This is a genomic window from Streptomyces sp. NPDC057654 (genome assembly GCF_042800135.1).
Lineage (GTDB): Bacteria > Actinomycetota > Actinomycetes > Streptomycetales > Streptomycetaceae > Streptomyces.
Genome location: NZ_JBHVHQ010000058.1, coordinates 1 through 19334 on the forward strand (window position 1 = coordinate 1; position 19334 = coordinate 19334).

The window sequence follows — 19334 nt, forward strand, 5'->3', positions numbered from 1 at the left end:
GTTTCGCTGTGACAAGGGCCGCCCGGTTCCGGCATACCGACATCAGAGCATTGACCCGTAGCCGATGGCGCAGGCAGAAACTGGCATTGCGTCGGATACGGCCTCGGCTACTTGATGTGCGGCTGCAGTCCGCTACCGGGCAGTGTCCGGTCTCTCCGGCAGTGCGGCTCCGAAGACGGGGCGGGTGTTCAGGGGCGGGGGCCGCTGATGTTCCAGGCAGCGAAGCGGTTGAGGGTGCGACGCCGCTCGGCGGGCAAGGCGTAGGTAGCGGCCCGTGCCCTCCCCATACGGATTCTGCCGACACAGGCCGGGGAGCGGCCCATCGGCGGTCACGTCGATGGGCCCCACGCAGCAATCGACCGTTTGTAACCGTCGGGCATCACCAGCTGTGGCACCTGATGGTCATGAAACAGCCCGAACTGTGCATGTTCGTGGCTCAGTTTCGGCGCCTGATGAGGAGTGAGGACTGTGCAGCCGTAGGTCACGATCAGAATCCGGCGGCCGGGGACAGGCTCGTAGATCCACACGCCGCCGGCGAGCAGCGGGCCGGCCTCGACCCTCCAACCGGTCTCCTCCGCCACCTCCCGCTCCAGAGCGCGCTCAGGACTCTCATCCGGCGGGGCTCCGCCGTCCGCCGCGCCGGACTCCAGACGACCGCCGGGCAGTTCCCACTCGTCACGCTCGTTGTACAGCAGCAGCACCCGACCGCGTACATCGCGCGCAACACCCTTGACAGAAACGGGAAATGCCGGCGACTGAGGCATGACGGTCCTTGGGCGACGGGGCTGGCCAAGCGGAACGTAGCACGCCCCCCTGCCCGGGCCGTCAACACGGCCGATATGTCCGGGTCGACAACCTGTCGCTTTGCCGCTGTGCGATCCCGTTTAACAGTGGAAGCTCGCCGTGCAAAGGAGCCGTCTTGGCTGACACCTGCATCCACCCAGCTGACCCGTTTGCCGAGCACTACGTCGACCTGACCCATGGCCAAGCCCTGACCACCCTCGCGAGCCAACTGAGCGACCGGGGACTGGCCACGCGCAGCGCCGTACGGGCCGCTGTCACCCGCATCATGGAACTCATTCCGCACCAAGACAGCGACCCGGACGGGCTGACCACCATCCGCAACACCACGCGCCTCGCCCACTGCGAGGAATACACCAGGGCCTCCGCCCCAGCGTGTCCGTAGCGGCCAGAAAGTCAAGCATCAGAGACTGGGCGACGTCGGCTACGTGTGGGCCTTCTCAGCGATGGCCCACACGGTCGGAGCGGGACTGCCATCGGGGTTCGGCTCAGCACCAGGTTTCTCGGGGGGCCGCAACGATGCGGCTCCATGGGGAGGCACGTGCGAGATACGGCCCGCATTGGTGCACGACTGGGCCCACCACATGAGGCGACTGCATCCGGGCCCGCCGGATTCGGCTTGGCAGACTCGTCCGACGGGCCCAGGACGCGTCAGATCGAAGATCTGCGCGCCCTCAATAGAGTAGTACACAGCGTCTGCGGGACGACGTGGAGGTGGACTTGCGGGCGGGGCCGTGCGCATGTGCTTGTGTCCTGCGGCCTCGTTGTCGCAGCACGTGCCCGCGTTCCGATCCTGGGCTGCGTGACTGCTAACTTTCCTCTGCCGGCGTGGAGAGCCGACCTCGAACAGTGAATGCCTGCATCGTAGGCGTGCCCGCGTCGGCAAGGAGACCACATCAGACCGACTAAGCGGATACGGCGAAGTCAGGTGCTGATCCTTTGACTCTTCGGTTGAGTGGTCAGGGGTCGGCAATGCCCGTCACAGCTCACTCCAGGACGTGCACGGGGTGTGAGGGCATCACTGAGGAGTTGGGGCGCCGTGCCCTGGCATCGAGTCTGAGCGCAGACCGGTACCGTGTCCCGGATCCGGTCGCGTTGGCAGGTCAAGGCCTCGTCGACGGCCTGGCCGATGGCGTCGGTGCTGGTCTGGGCGCGCTGCGGGTAGTTCGTGTACTTCGCCTGACGCCAGATGTGTTCGATGTCGTTCAACTCCGGGCTGTATGACGGCAGGCAGAACAGGTCCCCCCTATCTTCGCCAGTTGCCGGCGGTGGCCAGGTCCAGCACAGCCGCGCCACCACCCGAGCCCGCCAGCCGCACACAGACGAAGTCCAGCAGCATCTCCGCGTCGATCTTCCCGTTGGTGCGCTGCGAGAGCCGGTCCGGCTCACGGCCGAGGATCTTCGCACCGAGTACGTTGACCCGGCGATTGCGAGTGTCCTCCTTCGGCACCACAACGCGCTGCTCGATCCTGGACCAGGTGCAGTCGGTGGGCATCGTCGGGGCGAACCCGGACTCGTCCAAGAAGATCAGATCGCGTTCTCCCGCGTACGCGGCCTGCCGCAAGGCCGCAAGTCCCCCAGTTCGGCCCGGGCGGCCTGCTGGAGGACGGGGTCGGCCTTGTGCCGCACGCTGTCCCGGGTGCGCTTCCAGCGGAAACCCCCGCGGTGCAGCAGCACGCCCAGCCAGTCCACGGAGATCGCCACACCGCGTTCCTCGCGCAGCCACTCGCACAGGGTCGGGACACTCCACGTGACCCCCTTGGCCGCGGAGTCGTTCAGCAACTCGGCCAGTGCCGCCCGGTCGTCCGGTCCCAGCAGCCTTGCCGGACGGCCGGGCCGCGGGACATCGGGCAGCCCGGCGATTCCGCCCTTCGCCAGGCGGTGGACTGCGGCACGGACGGTAGCTGGATGGCACTTCAACAGGTCGGCGACCTCAGCAGTGCTCCTGCCGCGATCGAGAAAGCGGATGGAGCCGGCGCGCTGTCGGGTGTACGCGCTCAGATCGCGGCGGGTCAGTAACTCGTGCAGATCACGGCGTTGATCCTCGGTCAGCTCAACGCGGAGGATGTTCGGCATGACGTCCCTCCCGAAAGACGCCTACCCAACGTAAGCAACTTCACCCGAGCCACTCAGCGAGTAGCCCGATCCGAAAAAACACATGTTGATCCCAGTAGGCACATCGCGTAGGTTGCAAGAACGGAGATCGCATGGAGATGCGCGTCTCCGCCATCGCTCCATGCCGCTTCCCGCCTCAGACGCTCCGCGCTCACTATCGCGCGGGGCGGCCGGACCTGGCCAGTTCCGTGGCCTGGAAACCGCTGCCGACCAGGTCCGGCTCCATGCCCGACAGAGGAGATGCCACGTGAGTGTTTTACCTTCCCAGGACCGCCGCACTCGAGGCCGCCGCCACCGGCGTCGACGTTCCGCCCTGGCTGCCAGGGTGGCAGCGCTGGGCGCGGGGGCGCTGTTGGCGCCGAGCGCGCACGCGGCGGACAAATGAGGCCCCGGATATGCGATCTCCGATTCCCAGGGCAACAGCGACGCCTCGCACATCGGCCGGTACGGGGTGCCCACCGAATCCACGACCTGGACCTCCAAGGTGACCGGCCGGGCTGTCGCCGGGCCCGACCTCGCCCGCACGGCCTACGTGCTGTCCACGCACGGCCGGAGCACCGACGACGCCCAGGCCGCGGCAGTGGACCAGAGCCTCTATTCGTTCGTGGAGAACGGCACCACCTACGCCCTGCCCAACGGCAAACGAGCCCTGCAACGCCTGTCCTACCCCAACGTCCCCGGCGCGGTGGAGACGACGGCGCTCTCCTGCATTCAAGAAGTCACGGCCTCCGCCGGCCCCTACACGCTCAACATCCACGCGCCCGGCCACCTCAAAGTCGGCGAGAAGGGGGCCGCCACCCTGGACGTTACCTCCGTATCCGGCCACCGGCTTCCCGGCGCCAAGATCAACCCCGGCCACCACAGCACCGCCACCGCTGCCGCCAAGGTGCGTGTCGACACCCGCCGGGGGCCCTGATCGTGCACAAGGTCGCCGCCGACACTCATAAGCCGATGGCCTAGGTCGCCTTCGCCATCAAGGAGATCGCGGGGAAGACCGTCGCCCAGGGCCGATGACACGCCGCGAACCTGACCCCCGGGATCTACGACCTCGCGGCGCAGGTGGCAGCAACCGTCAGGTCCTGCGCATCCCGGCCCTGGGCAAGAACTGGGCCCAGCCGGTCTGCGAGGGCGTCGCCGAGCAGCAACTGCGCGCGGATATCGGGCACTTCCCCGGCACCGAAGAACCCGGACAGATCGGCGATTTCGCGCTCGCCGGCCACCGCAGCGGCGTCGCGACGCCCGCATTCGAGGGCATCGACCGGATCAAGACCGGGCCCACGATCACCGTGACCACGGGCAACCGGATCGCCTACACCAACACCGTCACCAAGATCACCAACGTCGCCCCGACCAAGACGGACGTCATCGCCCAGGTCCCCGGCCGCCCCCACGCCGCTCCCACCGGGGCCAAACTCACCCTCATCACCTGCTGGCCCGCCACCGGCCGTTCCCGGCGGGCCGTGGTCGAAGCCGACCTGGCCTCCTCGCACGAAGGCACCGGATGACCGCGAACGTCCCCACCGGCCGCAGCGATCTCCACGGACCGGACGACGCACAGGACTTCAGCCCCGACGCCTTCGTGTGATCCGCCCCAGTCTGGCCGGACTACAGCGAGCACGTCGCCCACGCCGAACTCGACGCCCTGGAGATGCTCACCTGCCGCGTCCCTGAGGACCGGGTCCGGCAGCGGACAAAGCTCTCCTCCTTCCACGTACGACGCCTCGCCCACCTCGTCGCCGAAGAAGCCCGCGCCCCGCGCCCGCCGCGCAACGTTTACCGCACCCCGGCACGCCCTGCCCGCTGCCAGACCCCGCACCCGGGCCCTGCCCCGCAGAGCGAACAACTGACGCTCCAGTTCGACTGACCCACCGCACCACAACCCCATAGCCGCCGGACCCGCACCGCCACGGGTCTGCTCCGCCCTACCCAAAACCTGGTTCACTGTGCCTCCTCACGCCCCATCGCCGTCCGCTCCCGCGCCTCCGCGCCACCCCCCGGACCACACCGTCTCCGGGCTGGCCCAGTGGGCCGCCCACACCCTGGGCCGCATCGTCCCCGACGGCTACTCCTGGATGCAGGCCGTCCACTGGGCCCACGATCACGGCCACCACACGCACCACCGCTCCCACGGTCCCCAGCGGCTCAACCGCACCACGCTGCGCCTCGCCGCCGTACTGGCCTGCCTCAAGGAATGCCGCCCCGGTGTGGACAACCTCGCCGCCTGGCTGAAGCTCTCCGAACGCACCGTCCAGTACCACCTGCGCCTACTCCGGGAGACCGGGCTGCTCGCCTACCTCGCCAAGGGCACCCGCGTCAGCGGGGTGGGCGGTCGCGCCAGCGAGTTCGCCCGCACCGCACCACCCGCCTTCGACGAGTCCCTCGGGCTGCGCACCGGCCCCTCCGAGCGGTACATCCGCACCGTGAGCGGCATCACCCCGGCCAGCCGGACCCTGATGGCACGCCTGGGCAAGATGGCCCGGCGCAGCATCATCGCCGCCCGCAAGCGGCTCAAAAGCGTCACACGGACGGCTTCACCGACACCCGCAGCGCCCGGTCGTTGCACCCCAATGCGGTTACGTTCCTGCAGTTCACCGACTACCGGTACTACTCCCTCTCCCTCTGAGAACGCACCCACGGACGAGAGAAGACCCTCCCGCCCCCAGACGCCCAGCGGCCACAGCCGCCGCCTCAACACCGTCGGGCGCCGATACCAGCTTGCATACCAGTTGATTGAACGGGTGCCATGGCTGCACCGGGCCGCCGTCCCCCGCATCGCCTGGGCTGTCCGCCACCTCGCCGACGCCGGATGGACCGTCACGGAGGTCCTCGCACTCCTCAGCCAGCAGGCCCCGGCCGAGAGGGTCTACCGCCCCTCGGGCTTCCTCGCCCGCCGGCTGCACGGCGCGCACCAGCTCTATGACACCCCCGCCCGACGGGAGACGCTCGTGACCAGCTGGCTCGATTCCCCCCGGACGCAAGCCGAGCGGCACGAAGAATGGGAAGGCGCCTGGCAGAGGCCGCGCAGTCGCTCCGTCGTCCGCCTGGTCGACCAGGCTGTCGCAGCCGTTCGCCTCGGCACCGCACGGCCCCTCCCGGAACAGGACGACGGCGGTCTGACCGACGACCAACTCCATGTCCACCGGCACACCGCCTATCAGGCCTTCCTCGCCGGTGACACCGCACTGGTCACCTCCGCGGTCGCCTTCCTGGGCCGCTGCGCCGCCGAACGCCTCTACGGAAGGTCCCTCGTAGACCGCGCCCTGCGACTGCACGACACCAGCCCGTGCATAACCATGGGGACCCACCAGTGACCAAGTCCCGAGACCTGTTTCGCGTCGTGCTGAAGACTGCCCCCCGCCACGACCGCACCGGCGACCGATCCTCCGAAGGACGCGGCGTTCACCCCGGCCCCCCGCCCGAAGCCGCGACCGAGAGCCGAACGCCCGGCCGCAGCGGCCGCCGACACCCCGTTCCCCGGGAGGCGGCCGACCACTGGCACCTCCCGCCACAGGGGCGCGCCGGGCTGCACCAGGACGGCCTTCCCGAACGGTCCCCACGGACCGTGCTCCACATCCCGCCCGCGCTGTGACGCGGTGCATGCAGCGAACGACCACGGACCTGTCATGGCACTCGCAACAGACCGTCATATGAATAGAGAGCAGCAATGAACAGCCCAGCCCTGCGCCTGTCAGCCCAATCCATCTCCTGTACCACCACCGATCCGGAGGTCTTCCACGATCACCGGCACGAGGTGCTGGCCAAACGGCTATGCGGCAAACGCCCGTTGAAGGAAATCTGCTGGGCTTGCGCGCGAGAACAGCGTGAGTGGGGCATCTGGGGGGGCGAGGACAACAAGGAGCGCGCCTTGGCGGGGCACCCGCCCCACGCTCGGGGCGGCGAACACATGTCGCGTGAACTCCATCCCGAACGCGGCGCCACGTCGGAGCCTATGCCCTCGTAGAGGACAGAGTGCTTCGCCGCACTCCAGACATCTGAACTTCACAGGCCACGTCACAAATGACCGCCCCCCCAAGCCCGATGTGACGCTCGGCGACGAAACCAAAGGAGCGCTGATTCCTGTTCGGAGCAAGTACGGATTGCGTCGCGCTTGCCCCGAACCTTACCCACAGGACATATGTCCGATGATTTCGGAATGCACTTCGCGCTTGAATACAACGAAGGCGCGGAATCCGGCTTCGAGTGTCTGGAAATACATGATCATGGTTCGACCCCGTACGCGCCCGACCCGTCAAGAAATAAATCTTATAAATCTTTTGGAAGACGATGAGGCGCGGCTCTTCCTCCACGACCATGGGCCATCGTTGTATCGGAACGATGCGACAGCAACGCCCTACCAATGCCCGTCATGGCTGGCCGGCTGGACTGAGTACCTTCCGTCCACCGCCGCCCCCGTGATCCTGGTGGCAGAGGGCGGAGCGACATCCGAACCGATAGCCGCGCTGCCCATGGCGCGAGAGCTTCGCGCGAACACCCGTCCGCGCCTGCGGCCCCTCGGAGCTCCGCATGCCGAATACCTCCGTGCAGTGGGACCGGGTGCGCACCAGCCCACCGTTGCCGAAGCGCTGCTGCGGACGCTCGAGTCCCTCGCCCAGGAGGACGACGTCGAGCTGTCGGATATCCCTCTCGGCAGCGTTCTGGGCCGACAACTGGAGAGCCGGCCAGGATGGTGGCAGACCACGATCCCTTGCGCGGTGCTGGATCTGCCGGTCGCCTATGCCGCCCTGTCACCGTCTACCCGCCGAGAACACCGGCGACGGGAACGCACCTGGCAGACGCTGGTCGGGGAAGGCCGCCGGATCACTTACCGGCGAACCCGAGGAACGGCGGAGCTGATCACGGCCTGGGAAGGGCTGCGAGACCTCTACCAGCGCGCCCGGGGCGCCGACCCTGGTTTCGCCGAGAAGGGGACATGGCCTGCGCTGCTGCAGCGCCTGGGTTCCGGGACGGCCTTCATCGCCACTCTCGAACTGGATGAGACGGCCGTCGCCGCCCAGCTGTGCCTCTACCGCAACACGCACTGCTATTCACTGTTGCCGGCCATGGATCCGGAGGCCCGCGACCTCGCGCCCGGCCATGCCCTGCTGCGGATCCTCACAGCCGACCTCGCCGCTCAGGGCTTCACCACACTGGACCTGGGGCGTACCCGCGATACCGACGGGCAGCGCGGATACAAAGCACAATACAATGCCCGCTGGTCGTCCACCCTGACCACTGGCACCGGCCAATCCCGCGATGCACGGAACAGGGTTCCCGTGCCGCCGGTGGCGGCGACAACACGCTAGCGGGGCTGCTAGCCAGTGTGGCCACGGGACAGGAGGCGCGTCATGTACGAGGGCGTAGATGCTACCCGACATGACGCTGCCGACGGCCGAGATGCAGCCGGTGGCGGTGCGTGGTACGACATGCCGGCCCGGGGTGCTGTCCGGGCCGTCCGCGGAAGAGGGGCAGGGGGTGGCCGGGTGAGCCGAAAGCGGCCCGCGCGCCAGGCCTGCCGGTCACCCGCCACTTCATTCCCGACCAACTTACGCTCGCATTCACCCCATATGTGGAGGTTTGCTCATGCTTGTGCGCCGTATCGCCGTGTTCTCCGCCACCGCAGCGGTCATCGCCCCGCCGACCCTGACCGCGCCCCGAGCCCCTCCGGCACCACCGGCGCGACCGTACGGCAACCGGGGCGGCCCGACCTGGGAATTGACCCCAACCCCGCCTACCAAGATCTGGCTCGCCAACAACTTGCGCACCCCGACGCCTCCGGAGCGACACCATGACCGTCCCACACCGCCACCCCATGCTGCTCATCATCGGCTCGGGCCCGCCCGCCACACGCCGCTACCTCCTGGAACTGACCGCCGCCCACTCACCGCTCCTGCTCATCGACGACGTGCCCCCGACCTGGCAACGCCCCTACATCGCCGACCACCGGATCGCTGATCTCACCGACCCGCTCGCCGTGACCGCCGCCGCCGACGCCCTGGCCGCACGCTGGCCCCTGGCCGGCGTACTCACCTGGGACGAGAACCACGTGATGGCCACGGCACGGATCGCCGCGCGCCGGGCCCTGCCCGGAAACTCCCCGGCCGCCGTCGCTGCGGCACGCGACAAGGCCGTCGGTCGCCAGCGCTTCGCCGCCGCCAACCTGCCCTCCGCCGAGTTCACCTGGGTGCACACCCAGGACGCTGCCGCCGCGGCGGCCGGACGCATCGGCTACCTGGCCGTCCTCAAACCCGCCGCGCATGCCGGCAGCGTCGGCGTCGTCCGCGTCGACGCCGACCTGCCCGCAGCCTGGGCCATCGCCGAAGCGGGCGCCGTCCACCAGGGCTCCGAGGGGCAGGGCGTGCTGCTGGAGGAGTACCTCCACGGCCCGGAGATCTCGGTGGAGACCGCCACCTACCAGTGCCAGACCACCGCGGTCGCCATCACCCGCAAGACGCTCGGCTTCAAGCCGTACTTCATGGAAACCGGGCACTGCATCACCGCCGATGATCCTCTCCTGGCGACGACGGGACCCGTCGTCGCAGCAGCCGTGCAATCCCTGGGCATCACCGACGGCGTCAGCCACGTGGAAATGCGGCTCACCGAGACCGGCCCACGCCTGATCGAAGTCAACGCCCGGATGGGCGGGGACCTCAGCGCCGAGCTCGTACAGCGCGCCACCGGCACAAATCTCGCCCGGGCAGCCGCCTCCATCGCGTGCGGCCGTGCCCCGGACCTGCGCCCCACCGAGCACCTCAGCGCGGCCGTCGGCATACTCTATCCGCCTGCCGACGGTCTGGTGGTCACCCGGCGTCTACAGCCCGGCAACGACGAGCAACTGGCGCAGTCCCAGTGGCTGTGCGACCTCGGCGACCACGTCACCCTCACCCCCTCCAGCCGGCGGCCCAACAACATCAGGACTGCCCTCGCCGTGGTCACCGGTGCGGACGCCGACAGTGCCCGGCAGGACCTGGACGACGTGCTCGCCCGCGCCGTTCTCGAGGTCCACACCCCCCACACACACGCCGCCTGACTGCACCCGTCGTCCTTGACCCGCGTGATAAGGCCGAACCTCATGATTCCCGCCGCCGACTGGCTCACCGCCCGGCTCACCCGTCGCCCCCCGCCGGAACTGGGCGTCTTCATGCCCGCTGGCTTCCCCTCGCCCTTCGCCGACACCGAAGCCCTGCATGCTTTCGCCCGCCGGGGCGCCGGCATCCTCGCCATCGGCATTCCCTACCGCGACCCCTGGCTCGACGACCCCCAAGTCATCGCCGCTCACCACCGGGCCCTGCGCCACGACGTGCGGATCACCGACGCCCTCGAAACCGTCCGGCACCTGGCCACCACCACCTGGACGTCCATCGTCCTGGTCAGCTACTGGGCGCCGGTACTGAGCTACGGCACCGACGCCTTCGCCCGGGACCTCGCCGCCGCCGGCGCAGCCGGCGCGATGATCGTCGACCTGGCCCCCGAGAGGGCCGGCCCCTGGACGGCCGCGGCCCGCCGCACCGGGATACATACTCCACAACTCGTTTCCCCCAACGCCTCCGACGCCGGACTGGTGCGCACGTGCGACATCGCCTCCGGCTGGCTCTACATCCGCGCAGCCAACGCCCCCACCAGCCCCCACCCCCACGAACCGCTGGACACCGAAGCGGTCACACAACTGGCCGCACGCCTGCACCGCGTCAGCAGCCTGCCGCTCGTCGCCGGTCTCGCCGACCCCGAAGCCGCAGCGGCCCTCAGCTACCAGGTCAGCGCGGTGGTCATCGACACCCCCGTGGTGCGGCCCCTGCTCGACGGCGGCCGCCACGGACTGGAACAGGCTGCCGACCACGTCGCCGAGTTCTCCCGCGTCCTCCGTCCATCCGCAGCCCGCTCCGCCGCCCCATGAACGGCACCGCACCGGCAGACCACCTCAAGGACCACAAGAAGGGCCTGTGGCCCCACCCTTCCGCAGCACGTACGGGCCACCACCGCCCAGCCACCCCGAAACCCGACTGCCACCGCATCTTCCTCGAACCGCACTACACGGACCCACGCGTCCAGCACTGGTTCGACGAGGCCCGGCAGGAAGACACAGCGCTTTCGCCCGACGGCGAACGAGCGACCTGACATCACCCCGCGGCAAACCACGCCATACCGGCACCGAGCCGGAGAACCCATGATCCCCAGCACCCTGCGCCCGAACATCCGGCCCTCGAAAGGCACCTGGCACGCCTTGAACTATTCCAAAGGCCAGATCACCAAGGGAATCGTAATCACCATAAGGTGTACTTGGCTCCGCAAGGACGGCCGAGACTACTGGTACTGCGGCCATGTCCGCACAGGCGCAAACAACGGCCTCTGGGGCTGGATCTCCTGGAAGTACGCCGCTGTTGCCTGACCTGCCTACGAGCGGTCGGCCCAAACATGTCTCGGCATTGGCGTACCGCCACGTAGCGACCGTCCAAGGGCGGACACCGGCCGGCGGGCAAGCACGAAGCATCTGCTGTTGCCCGCCGGCAGCCCGAGACTCCACCGGAGCAGCCGACATCCGCCGCCCCGTCCGGCGCTCGCCGAGCTGGGCGGCTGCACGGTCCAGGGCGGCCGAACAGTTTGTGGCATGTCCTGGCTGCGGTCGTCACGGATGCCACTATGCCGCCACAGTTTGGGACCGGCGCCAGGCTTCGGGCAGGGGGCCGATGTCGGGTCATACGGGCTGGGACCAACGGGGACCATCAGGTGCCGTGAGCCAGACGTGCTGGTCGTCGGGGGTGGCGGTCAGGCCGAACGCCGTGATGCCGTCCCACAGGCGCAGGGGACGTGCTGGTGAACTGCCGCGCCGAGGCTGTCGCGGTCCTCGTCTTCGGTCTATGCGGGGCGCAACCGCTTGGCGTCGAGGTAGCCGTCGACGACGACCATCATGGCGAACCGGCGGGCGGCGGTGAGCCCCTCCGAGGTGCCTTCGATGGTGATCTCCGTGGCGCTCCTGATCGGAGCCAAGCGGTGCGGGTCAGGAAACGTTGGCGTAGTCGTCGGGGCGGGTGCGCAGAGCGGTAAGGCGACCGCGCTGGACACCGATACCGAGATGCGCCAGCGGAGTGCGGGCCTGGGGCCAGACGGCGGCGGCTCGTCGGGTGTACCGGCCCGAGGTCAGCAGGATGACGTCGGCGCCGGTCAGTTCCAGTTCGGCGGCCTGGGCGCGCAGTTCCTCGACGGTGATGCTGCCGGCATCCTTCCATGTGTGGTCGTACGGCTCGACGTCCTGGTCGAGCGGCAGGAAGCCGTGCAGCGCGCTGAGCACCAGGATGGTGCCGCCGTGGGCGGTGAGGGCGTCGGCGGTACGGCGGGCGTGGGTGTGCGTCTTGCCGGTGTAGAGCTTCCCGGCCGGGGCGGTGTGGTCCAACTTCGGGCCGGAGCAGGGGATGACGACGACCGGCCCGGTTATGGCGGGGGAGGCGGTGCCGTCGAACAGGGCCAACTGTTCGCCGTGCGCGGCGGTGACCGGCCAGTGCGCGGCCGGGGCCTCGGCCCGCTCGGCGGTGTCGAGCAGCTGCAGGGCGGCGGCAGGGTCGTAGGCGTCGCGGATCTCGACCCACCCGTATTCGCCGAGAACGCCGCCGAGGGTCCGGGCCTGCTCCCACAGGGGCAGGGCGGGGTCGACCTCGGGCACGACGGGGTCCGGCGGGCCGGTCAGGAGCTCGACGATCCGGCGGAAGGCGGCGGCGCGGAAGTAGGCGGCGGCGGACCGGCGACCGCCTGCGCCCAGGACCTCGAAGTGGCCGGCGTGCTGGGGCCGGCGGGCGCACTCGCCGTACATACGGGCGGCCCAGCTGGCCAGTTGCTCGGCGTGGTCCAGGACGCGGGGGAGTGCGGCGGCGTAGCGGGCCACGTCCTCGGCGGGGCCGGTGACCCGCAGCGCGCGCCCGGACCGGTCCAGACGGCGGGCGTCCAGGCCGAACCGGGCGGCAGTGGCAGCGGCGGCCTCGGCCCGCTGCGGACCGCGGCCGGCGGCGTAGGGGAAGTCGAGGCGGACCGCGGCGCGGCCGCGGGCACGCAGCTGCAGGCGGTCGACGGTGACGTACCGCGCGTACCGCGCGCACCGGGCGCCAGCCGCCCGCTCCAGATTCCACCCGGTGTCGTGCAGCGGGCGGCGGGCCCGCGTGCCGTCCGTGCGGCGCAGCGTGCGCCCCTCGGCCCGCAGAGCGGTGCGCCGATGGAACTCGGTGATCGGCAAGACGGCCTCCTTGTGATGGGGCCGCCGGTCGAGTGAGCGGGGCCGGAGCAGTGGGTCAGGTGCGGTCGCTGCGGATGCTGGGAAAGCTCGTGCACCCGGTTCTGAGGGGGAAGAGGAGCAGTGATGGTTTCCGGCTACCCGGCGGCGCCTCGGTCCGTGGGGGCGGGCGGCGGGTCTTCATGGTCCGTACAGTCCGGCAAATCCCCCCTGCTCTCCGGGAGCTCCATGAGTGTGGCTCGCCAGATCCTGTCTTTTCTAGACCCCGGAAAGCAAAGCAAGAATTCTTCACTTGCTCGGGTGATGGTGCCGAAGTGGCGGACCGGGTCTGATCCTGGACGCGGCGTGATCGGCTGGGGTCGCCGGGCGGCACTGCCACCGAGCAACTTCCGCAAGGCACCGGTGTTCGATGCGAACGGGCTGGTGCTGTGCCCGGTCAGCGGCGACAGGAAGCCGCTGGGCACTGTGGGACTTGCGGGACAGTTCCGGCCCAGTGGGGTTCCGCCGAGCCCCGGTAGTTCGCCGTCCCCCGTCAGTAGGGCCGAGTTGCGACCGGTTATCTCGGTCAGGACCTCCACCACCTGTGCGACCGCCACGGGTGCGAAGGCGGGTGCACGTCTCCGCGCGGATGTTCAATAGAGCTCGACGGAGCAGCGCCCGGTGTGACAGAGCGGCCGAGCCTGTTTCTGGAAGGCGCGACACCGGCAAAGGACCGGCCGCTACTGTGAGCGAATGGATGCCTCGGATGGGTGTCACCGTCAGATGGGTGGCGCGCCCCGCACCCGGACCGTGTGCAACTGCTGGTCTGGCTGAAGCGAGTGGTTCAGAAAGAAGAGCGCGTGGCGCGCGGTCTACCTGAGCGAGGATGCGGCGAAGACTGGCCAAAGAAGACGCGTACCACCCGACAAGTATTTATCGGGATGTGGCTCGACAATCTGCGTTCGGCAGCGTCGGCGTGCCCTCGCCGATCAGACCTCCGGGCAGCCAACGCGTGCCCGCACCGCCCGGACGGTTTTGCGATGAGCAGTTGAGGCCAGCGTCCCCGATCGGAGTGCCGGCGGCGTCGTCCTCTGGCAGCATCAACCTCTCCCGGCCCGTCGGGAAGCGGCCCCTGCCCGATGAGCGAGTTCGCCGCCGCCGTCGGAATAGAAGCCTCTACCCGCTCCCACGAGCTCCGTCTGCTGCGCAACCCCGGACTGGTCGACGGAGAGCGTATGGGTGCTCGATCGTCTAGGCCCTGTACGACAACTGCGTATCCGAGCTCCTCGACCAGACCCTTTACCGTGTCGAGCACCTGTGCTTGGGCGTCCGCGACGTCCCGGCGGGCCCGGCCGAGTCCGCCATCGCAAGCAACGAAGCGCGGTTCATGCTGATGCGGGCGGGAAACACTCCCGCGAGTACGGCAAGTGCGCTGCCGAATAGGGCCCGCCCGGTTCCTCCCCGGTGCCCCGGCTGCGGATGCTGGCGGGCCGCAGGGCTGACGACGTGCTGCGGCTGTCTGTACCTCGCCCGCCGGGCCCGTGAGCGCGGGGACGGCCGCCGCTGCCACATCTGCGCGGCGCCCCCTGCGGAGGACCACCGGCTGACCCGGTGCGACCCCTGCCAGGCCCGGCGCGGGGCGGAGGATTTCGCCCGCCGCTGCCGGCGGGCCGCCGCACGGTTCCCCGTCGCCGTACGGCGCGTGCTGACGGCCCGGCTGGCGTCGGGGGAGCCCCTCGGCGAGCTGTGCCGCAACCTGGACCTCACGACCGCTCAGGTCCACGCCTTCAAGGTCTACGAGGAGGGGTGGGCCGAAACCCTCGACCAAGCCCTCCTCACCGGCCGGGACCCCGGTCTGGCGCACGGCACGGCCGGTGGATACCGGGCGGGGTGCCGCTGCCCGGAATGCCGCGAGTACAAGATCAGCACGGGCGGATGCGGGACCAGGACAAACGGTGCGCCGGGGCGCTCTGACGGCACGTTGGCCATACCCCCATCCCGGCGCCGCTCACCGGCCATACCATCTGTGGTATACATGTCGCGAGTGGTATGTATCCCTGGGAGGGTCACATGGACGCGGATTTCGCCGACCGCGAGCTCGCCTACCAAATCGCGCAGGCCGTCTACGAAAGACGTACTGAACTCGGCTGGTCTCAGCGCGAGTTGGCGGAGCGATCGGGCATGAAGCAGCCGCACGTCTCGCGCCTTGAGTCGGCCAGGCGCATGCCTCAGCTCGACGTACTGCGCCGAGTGGCCGAAGCGATGGGGACCGACCTCGTCGTGACGTTCGCATCACAGCCGTCCCAGCCCGAGGATGCGCCTGCTCGTTCCGGAGCACCCACTGAGGGAGATCTGATCTCGTGAATCCGAACAAACTGACGCGGTTCAGTCACCGGCACTACGGTGACGCAGTAGGGGCCGTCGCAACTCTCGCCATGGTCGTCACGCTATTCGTTATGCCCCAGCACAATGGCGTCACGACAGCGGTTACCTGGGCGGTCTTCGCAGTCATTGTGGTTGCCGCGTTCATTCAGATCAAACACGGGCGGGGCCCCGGATGCGAGCAATGCTTCCAGGAGATGCCGCTCAACGTAAGCGAGGAAGGCGAGCGGCGCCGCCGCTGGCGGTGGTCGCTTGCGAGCTTCCATTACGTCTACGGCACCAACTTCCGGGCAAATGCCGTCACTCTGGCGTTCTTCGGCACGTGCCTTTTGGGCTATGAAGACCTGTATCGCCTGATTGGGATCGACGGAGCGGGCTTCATCGCCCGCCTTTTCGCCACCTTCAGCTTTCTGTTCATCGTCGGCTCCAACTGGTTGATCCGCACACACAACCGTCTTCAGCCCTGGTGTCCGCAATGCCCACACGGGGGGCACGGAAAAGGACGCACCGTAATGTTTCCCGCTCCCCAGGGCGACCATCCTGTACCGGCGTGACCTGTACCGACGCTTGTCCTCGGGCCTGCCTGTCCTTCCCGGGTCAGCCGACACGGTCTTTCTCGACGTCGTTGAGGAAGGCTCGAGCGGCTGTCCGCAGCGTCGCGATGTGGGCGTCGTCGCGGGGGACCGGGTACACCCGGACCTCACTGATCCCCGTGGAGTGGGCGACGAGGTAGCCGCGATCGAGGCCCAGGGTGTCGAGCAGTCATTGATGCTGATCGTACCGGTCTGCGGGTATCTGTGTGCTGCCGTCCGGACCCCATCCCGCGTCCGTCAGGGTTTTGGGGGTGGTGTGGAACGTGAGTGCGGCCAGCAGGGGGGCGGGCCCGTCCGCGCGGTCCGCGGCGATCAGGGCGCGGCGGGGCTGGACGCGCTGCCAGTCCCGTTCGGTGCTAAACCAGTATCCGGTCGTGTGGGCCCGGTACTGCGGGAAGCGCTGGATGAACCACTCCTCCAGCATGGGCTGCCGCGGCTGGCCCAGGCCCGCCTGGTCGCTGCGGCGCAGGGGCTCACGGCGGTCGTCGCCGAGCCTGCTCCGCCGCAGTTCGCCGATGGTCTGGAAAGGGCTGGTGCCGGTGATGGCGGCGATGTCGCTCGGCGCGACCGTGCGCCTGCGCCAGGCGCGTTCTTCATCGCTGCCCTGCGCCATGTCGCCCACGAGTGCCGCAGCGGGGGCGGTGAGGGGGACGGTCATCGAGGTGTCCTCTCACTGCACGGTGTCGTTCATCGTCCGCATCGCATCCTTCTGTTGTCGCTGTCATGAAGAGGCTGCGGCAGGTCCCAGGATCCGGGACCTGCCGCATCTCGTCAGTGTGCGTTCGGGCGTCAGGTGAACGACGGCACGATCTTCTTCGCCTTCGCGTCCCAGCTGACCCTGCAGCCGAAGGTCTTGCCGTTCCGCGTGCTGACAAAGCCGTCGATCTCCAGTGCCTGGCCCGCCAGGAGCGCCGTGACCTCCGCGGGGGTAAACGTCCGGCCGGACCACTTTGTCGGCTTGTCCGGCACCTCCAGCTGGAATCCGACGAACCTGCGGCCTTTGAAGTCGCCGACGCCGAGTGCTCCGGTAGCTGTGTAGGGCTTGCCCGCCTTCGACCTCGCCGTGAACGAGATCGTCTCGCCCTCGAGCAGCTTCACTACCTCGTCATCGCTGAACTCATGGTCCGCCCAGATCCTCTTGAAGGCGACCTTCTTCGGCCCGCCCGGAGCGGCCTGCCACACACCCTCGGCTCGTGCAGCGACCACCTGCTTCTCCAGGCCGAGTTCGGCGCGCATGGAGTCGGCGTTCTTCGTCATCGTGGCGATGTCCTCGCGCACCCAGTCGGAGACGACGGCCAGGCGCTCCTCGGCCGTCGTCGTCCCGGCGGCGATGTCGCGCATGTCGGCGTAGACCTTCTCCGTGAGCCCGAGATCGCCGATGTGCGTGCCCGGCAGGAGCCGCCAGCTCATCTCGCCGGCCTGCGCGAGCCTGAGCTTGCGGCGCTTCTCCGTCAGCAGCGGGTACTTCGCCTTGTCGTTGGTGACCTCCGAGTACGTCGAGGTGCGGGTCGCGCCCGTGCCCACGTCGCGCTTCTCCAGCTGCTTCATCAGCCACTTCATCGTCGGATGCTCGGGGCGCTTGTTCGCGCCCTCGAAGACGAAGGGCTCCGCGGTCCGGCCCAGGCCCTTGCCGGACTCGTTCTCGTCGCCGTCGGCCGTGTCGTCACCGGCGTCCGGATCGAACACGGCCTTCCAGCCGGGGCTCTTGGGCACGTTGGTGATGCCGACGAAGTCCGGGTACTTTTCCACGTGGCCTCTCTGCTGCTCGTAGAGGTAGTCCTCGGCGAGCATGGCCAGGTAGTTCTTCGCGAGCATCTCGTAGATGAGCCGTCCGGCCTTGCCGTACTTGTGCTCGATCTCGTCCAGCGAAGAAGGCGTCTGCGGGCCCGGACGGTTCGCACCGTGTGCTCCCTGGGACTTCACGTGTGTGGACCGGGGCCGGCGATGCGTCAGAAGCCCGGCGTCGACGCCGACCACGGTGGCGATCTTGTCGACGAGCGGCGCGAGGCCCTTGAACTGCTCGGGCGTGATCGTCTTGTCCTCCGTGCGAGGGTATGAGACGACCTGGTCTTCGTACATCTTCTGATAGGTCGAGAGCGTGAGGTTCGCCTTCACACCCTTGCCGACGAGCAACGAGGACAAGGAAGCGAGGTCGAGCAGCTTCGGCGGCGCGGTCTTCTTGTCCACCTTGCTGTCCAGGATGACAGCGGAGGAGCCGCACTGCTGCAGCACCTGACCCTTGCGGTCGAACCGCGGCTCGTCAGGGTTTGTGTACATGACATCGTTCTCGTCGCGGAAGCGGTTCTGGAAGAACGGCTTCTTCACGTATGCGTCATAGGCCTTCTGCTGGTCGCCGACAAGAGAGACCATCGCCGACTTCAGCCGGCCCTGGCGCAGCACGAGGTCCTTGCCGGACTGCCGGCCCATCGCCGTGGCAATACGCGTGAACTGTATGGAGAGGAAGTCCCACTGCGAGCGGTACATCGCCTTGCGGTAGTCGCCCTCGGCCTGCATGGACGTCACCGGCCGGCGCTGTTCGAACGCCTTCCGGATCGACGTCTTCGACTCATCGGTGAACTCCATGCGGCTGAACTTCCTTTCGTGGAAGCCCAGTTCGTCTATCGCCTCCCAGAAGAGCAGGTCACCCTCTCCGGACGGATCCATGTCCGTGGCGATGACGATCTCGGTGCCGCGGCCGAGCGCCGCCCGCAGAGCCCTGATGACGTCTGCGACGTTCTTCTGCGGCTCGCGCTTCCACGTCAGTTCCTCCAGATGCCACGGCAGATCGGCCAGGTCCCACCTCTGATAAGCATCCGCGAGCGAGGAGTCCACCATCGCTTGCGGCGGGGCGAACTCATAGAGGTGCCCCCGCAGGGCCGCCACCTCGTAGGCCGTGCCCTTGTAGCTGCCCTTCGTCCCGCCGAGAGCCCTGGCCATGTTCCTCGCTGCGCTCGGCTTCTCTGTGACCACGATCGCGACCATGCCGACTCCTTTTCACCGATGACTCGAAAGCAAGTTTAAGTCTACTCGAAAAGGCCATTTGAATGGGAATCAAAAGAGGAATGAAAAGTATTTGAATGGTGCGAGGCTGTTCGTGCGGAGAAGGCCGGCGCCCGCATGCTGTCCGAGCCATCACCGCTCGTCGAAAGAAGAGACGCCCCCGAGAGGCACAGTTTCTCGGGGGCGTCGTCCATCGAGTGCTAATATCGGGCCTCGGTGTCCCAGTTCAGCCCCCGGCAGCAAGGTAGCGG

20 protein-coding genes and 1 pseudogene are annotated in these 19334 nt (G+C 68.5%); 14 read left to right on the top strand and 7 right to left on the bottom strand.

The window, feature by feature from the left end; genetic code table 11:
* Positions 1 to 329: 329 nt before the first annotated feature.
* A complete protein-coding gene (locus tag ACFU99_RS07640) occupies positions 330 to 764 on the bottom strand; it encodes an NUDIX domain-containing protein (protein ID WP_384387287.1) in 435 nt (144 codons plus the stop codon).
* A gap of 155 nt (positions 765 to 919) precedes the next feature.
* Between ACFU99_RS07640 and ACFU99_RS07645 the strand changes: the two genes are divergently transcribed.
* The gene (locus ACFU99_RS07645) at positions 920 to 1186 is read left to right on the top strand and encodes a hypothetical protein (protein ID WP_384387290.1); all 267 of its coding nucleotides are present in this window, start codon (positions 920 to 922) and stop codon (positions 1184 to 1186) included.
* Positions 1187 to 2047: 861 nt separating this feature from the next.
* Here the strand turns inward: ACFU99_RS07645 and ACFU99_RS07650 are convergent.
* Positions 2048 to 2365 (bottom strand): hypothetical protein, encoded by a 318-nt coding sequence (locus tag ACFU99_RS07650; protein WP_384387343.1) that lies wholly within the window; start codon positions 2363 to 2365, stop codon positions 2048 to 2050.
* The gene (locus tag ACFU99_RS07655) at positions 2329 to 2877 is read right to left on the bottom strand and encodes a helix-turn-helix domain-containing protein (RefSeq protein WP_384387292.1); all 549 of its coding nucleotides are present in this window, start codon (positions 2875 to 2877) and stop codon (positions 2329 to 2331) included. The genes ACFU99_RS07650 and ACFU99_RS07655 overlap by 37 nt, the downstream gene beginning before the upstream one ends.
* 490 nt (positions 2878 to 3367) lie before the next feature.
* On the opposite strand from ACFU99_RS07655, the gene ACFU99_RS07660 reads away from it, so the two are divergent.
* The 10 genes from ACFU99_RS07660 to ACFU99_RS07705 all read left to right on the top strand — a co-directional run bounded on the left by ACFU99_RS07660 (position 3368) and on the right by ACFU99_RS07705 (position 11299).
* Positions 3368 to 3832, top strand: coding sequence for a hypothetical protein (locus ACFU99_RS07660; protein ID WP_384387295.1), 465 nt, complete (start codon positions 3368 to 3370; stop codon positions 3830 to 3832).
* A 94-nt stretch (positions 3833 to 3926) separates the two neighbouring features.
* On the top strand, positions 3927 to 4421 hold the full coding sequence (locus tag ACFU99_RS07665) for a sortase (RefSeq protein WP_384387298.1): 495 nt from the start codon (positions 3927 to 3929) through the stop codon (positions 4419 to 4421).
* A gap of 143 nt (positions 4422 to 4564) precedes the next feature.
* On the top strand, positions 4565 to 4780 hold the full coding sequence (locus ACFU99_RS07670; RefSeq protein WP_384387301.1) for a hypothetical protein: 216 nt from the start codon (positions 4565 to 4567) through the stop codon (positions 4778 to 4780).
* Between the two features lie 79 nt (positions 4781 to 4859).
* Positions 4860 to 6227, top strand: coding sequence for a transcriptional regulator (locus ACFU99_RS07675; protein ID WP_384387304.1), 1368 nt, complete (start codon positions 4860 to 4862; stop codon positions 6225 to 6227).
* Positions 6228 to 6580: 353 nt separating this feature from the next.
* Positions 6581 to 6877, top strand: coding sequence for a WhiB family transcriptional regulator (locus tag ACFU99_RS07680; protein ID WP_384387307.1), 297 nt, complete (start codon positions 6581 to 6583; stop codon positions 6875 to 6877).
* A 79-nt stretch (positions 6878 to 6956) separates the two neighbouring features.
* A complete protein-coding gene (locus ACFU99_RS07685; RefSeq protein ID WP_384387310.1) occupies positions 6957 to 8219 on the top strand; it encodes a GNAT family N-acetyltransferase in 1263 nt (420 codons plus the stop codon).
* 482 nt (positions 8220 to 8701) lie between these two features.
* Complete coding sequence (locus ACFU99_RS07690; protein WP_384387313.1) at positions 8702 to 9943, top strand: acetyl-CoA carboxylase biotin carboxylase subunit family protein; 1242 nt, start codon at positions 8702 to 8704, stop codon at positions 9941 to 9943.
* A 42-nt stretch (positions 9944 to 9985) separates the two neighbouring features.
* Positions 9986 to 10807: a tryptophan synthase subunit alpha gene (locus ACFU99_RS07695; protein WP_384387316.1), complete on the top strand. Its 822-nt coding sequence runs from the start codon at positions 9986 to 9988 to the stop codon at positions 10805 to 10807.
* Positions 10804 to 11028 carry a hypothetical protein gene (locus ACFU99_RS07700; protein WP_384387319.1) on the top strand — a complete coding sequence of 75 codons (225 nt, stop codon included), beginning with the start codon at positions 10804 to 10806 and terminating at the stop codon, positions 11026 to 11028. Before ACFU99_RS07695 ends, ACFU99_RS07700 begins: the two co-directional genes overlap by 4 nt.
* 49 nt (positions 11029 to 11077) lie before the next feature.
* A complete protein-coding gene (locus tag ACFU99_RS07705; RefSeq protein ID WP_384387322.1) occupies positions 11078 to 11299 on the top strand; it encodes a hypothetical protein in 222 nt (73 codons plus the stop codon).
* 467 nt (positions 11300 to 11766) lie between these two features.
* Here ACFU99_RS07705 and ACFU99_RS07710 read toward each other — a convergent pair whose 3' ends face one another.
* On the bottom strand, positions 11767 to 11898 hold the full coding sequence (locus tag ACFU99_RS07710) for a hypothetical protein (RefSeq protein ID WP_384387325.1): 132 nt from the start codon (positions 11896 to 11898) through the stop codon (positions 11767 to 11769).
* A 10-nt stretch (positions 11899 to 11908) separates the two neighbouring features.
* The gene (locus ACFU99_RS07715; protein WP_384387328.1) at positions 11909 to 13132 is read right to left on the bottom strand and encodes a DUF6884 domain-containing protein; all 1224 of its coding nucleotides are present in this window, start codon (positions 13130 to 13132) and stop codon (positions 11909 to 11911) included.
* A 1103-nt stretch (positions 13133 to 14235) separates the two neighbouring features.
* On the opposite strand from ACFU99_RS07715, the pseudogene ACFU99_RS07720 reads away from it, so the two are divergent.
* The 3 genes and pseudogenes from ACFU99_RS07720 to ACFU99_RS07730 form a co-directional block, all read left to right on the top strand.
* Positions 14236 to 14477 (top strand): annotated as a pseudogene (locus tag ACFU99_RS07720) (transcriptional regulator); the annotation flags it as partial.
* Between the two features lie 701 nt (positions 14478 to 15178).
* Positions 15179 to 15472, top strand: coding sequence for a helix-turn-helix domain-containing protein (locus tag ACFU99_RS07725; RefSeq protein WP_384387331.1), 294 nt, complete (start codon positions 15179 to 15181; stop codon positions 15470 to 15472).
* On the top strand, positions 15469 to 16044 hold the full coding sequence (locus tag ACFU99_RS07730) for a hypothetical protein (RefSeq protein WP_384387334.1): 576 nt from the start codon (positions 15469 to 15471) through the stop codon (positions 16042 to 16044). Before ACFU99_RS07725 ends, ACFU99_RS07730 begins: the two co-directional genes overlap by 4 nt.
* Before the next feature lie 208 nt (positions 16045 to 16252).
* Here the strand turns inward: ACFU99_RS07730 and ACFU99_RS07735 are convergent, their stop codons facing one another.
* Positions 16253 to 16741 (bottom strand): hypothetical protein, encoded by a 489-nt coding sequence (locus tag ACFU99_RS07735; protein ID WP_384387337.1) that lies wholly within the window; start codon positions 16739 to 16741, stop codon positions 16253 to 16255.
* 131 nt (positions 16742 to 16872) lie between these two features.
* The gene (locus ACFU99_RS07740) at positions 16873 to 19065 is read right to left on the bottom strand and encodes a DNA topoisomerase (protein ID WP_384387340.1); all 2193 of its coding nucleotides are present in this window, start codon (positions 19063 to 19065) and stop codon (positions 16873 to 16875) included.
* Between the last annotated feature and the right edge of the window lie 269 nt (positions 19066 to 19334).

Excerpts from the sequence above, each read along its gene's own strand:
- ACFU99_RS07695 (WP_384387316.1), top strand. The coding sequence starts at position 9,986 with ATGATTCCCGCCGCCGACTGGCTCACCGCCCGGCTCACCCGTCGCCCC.
- ACFU99_RS07665 (WP_384387298.1), top strand. The coding sequence starts at position 3,927 with ATGACACGCCGCGAACCTGACCCCCGGGATCTACGACCTCGCGGCGCA.
- ACFU99_RS07725 (WP_384387331.1), top strand. The coding sequence starts at position 15,179 with ATGGACGCGGATTTCGCCGACCGCGAGCTCGCCTACCAAATCGCGCAG.
- ACFU99_RS07655 (WP_384387292.1), bottom strand. The coding sequence starts at position 2,877 with ATGCCGAACATCCTCCGCGTTGAGCTGACCGAGGATCAACGCCGTGAT.
- ACFU99_RS07735 (WP_384387337.1), bottom strand. The coding sequence starts at position 16,741 with ATGACCGTCCCCCTCACCGCCCCCGCTGCGGCACTCGTGGGCGACATG.
- ACFU99_RS07670 (WP_384387301.1), top strand. The coding sequence starts at position 4,565 with ATGCTCACCTGCCGCGTCCCTGAGGACCGGGTCCGGCAGCGGACAAAG.
- ACFU99_RS07690 (WP_384387313.1), top strand. The coding sequence starts at position 8,702 with ATGACCGTCCCACACCGCCACCCCATGCTGCTCATCATCGGCTCGGGC.
- ACFU99_RS07640 (WP_384387287.1), bottom strand. The coding sequence starts at position 764 with ATGCCTCAGTCGCCGGCATTTCCCGTTTCTGTCAAGGGTGTTGCGCGC.
- ACFU99_RS07705 (WP_384387322.1), top strand. The coding sequence starts at position 11,078 with ATGATCCCCAGCACCCTGCGCCCGAACATCCGGCCCTCGAAAGGCACC.
- ACFU99_RS07700 (WP_384387319.1), top strand. The coding sequence starts at position 10,804 with ATGAACGGCACCGCACCGGCAGACCACCTCAAGGACCACAAGAAGGGC.
- ACFU99_RS07680 (WP_384387307.1), top strand. The coding sequence starts at position 6,581 with ATGAACAGCCCAGCCCTGCGCCTGTCAGCCCAATCCATCTCCTGTACC.
- ACFU99_RS07740 (WP_384387340.1), bottom strand. The coding sequence starts at position 19,065 with ATGGTCGCGATCGTGGTCACAGAGAAGCCGAGCGCAGCGAGGAACATG.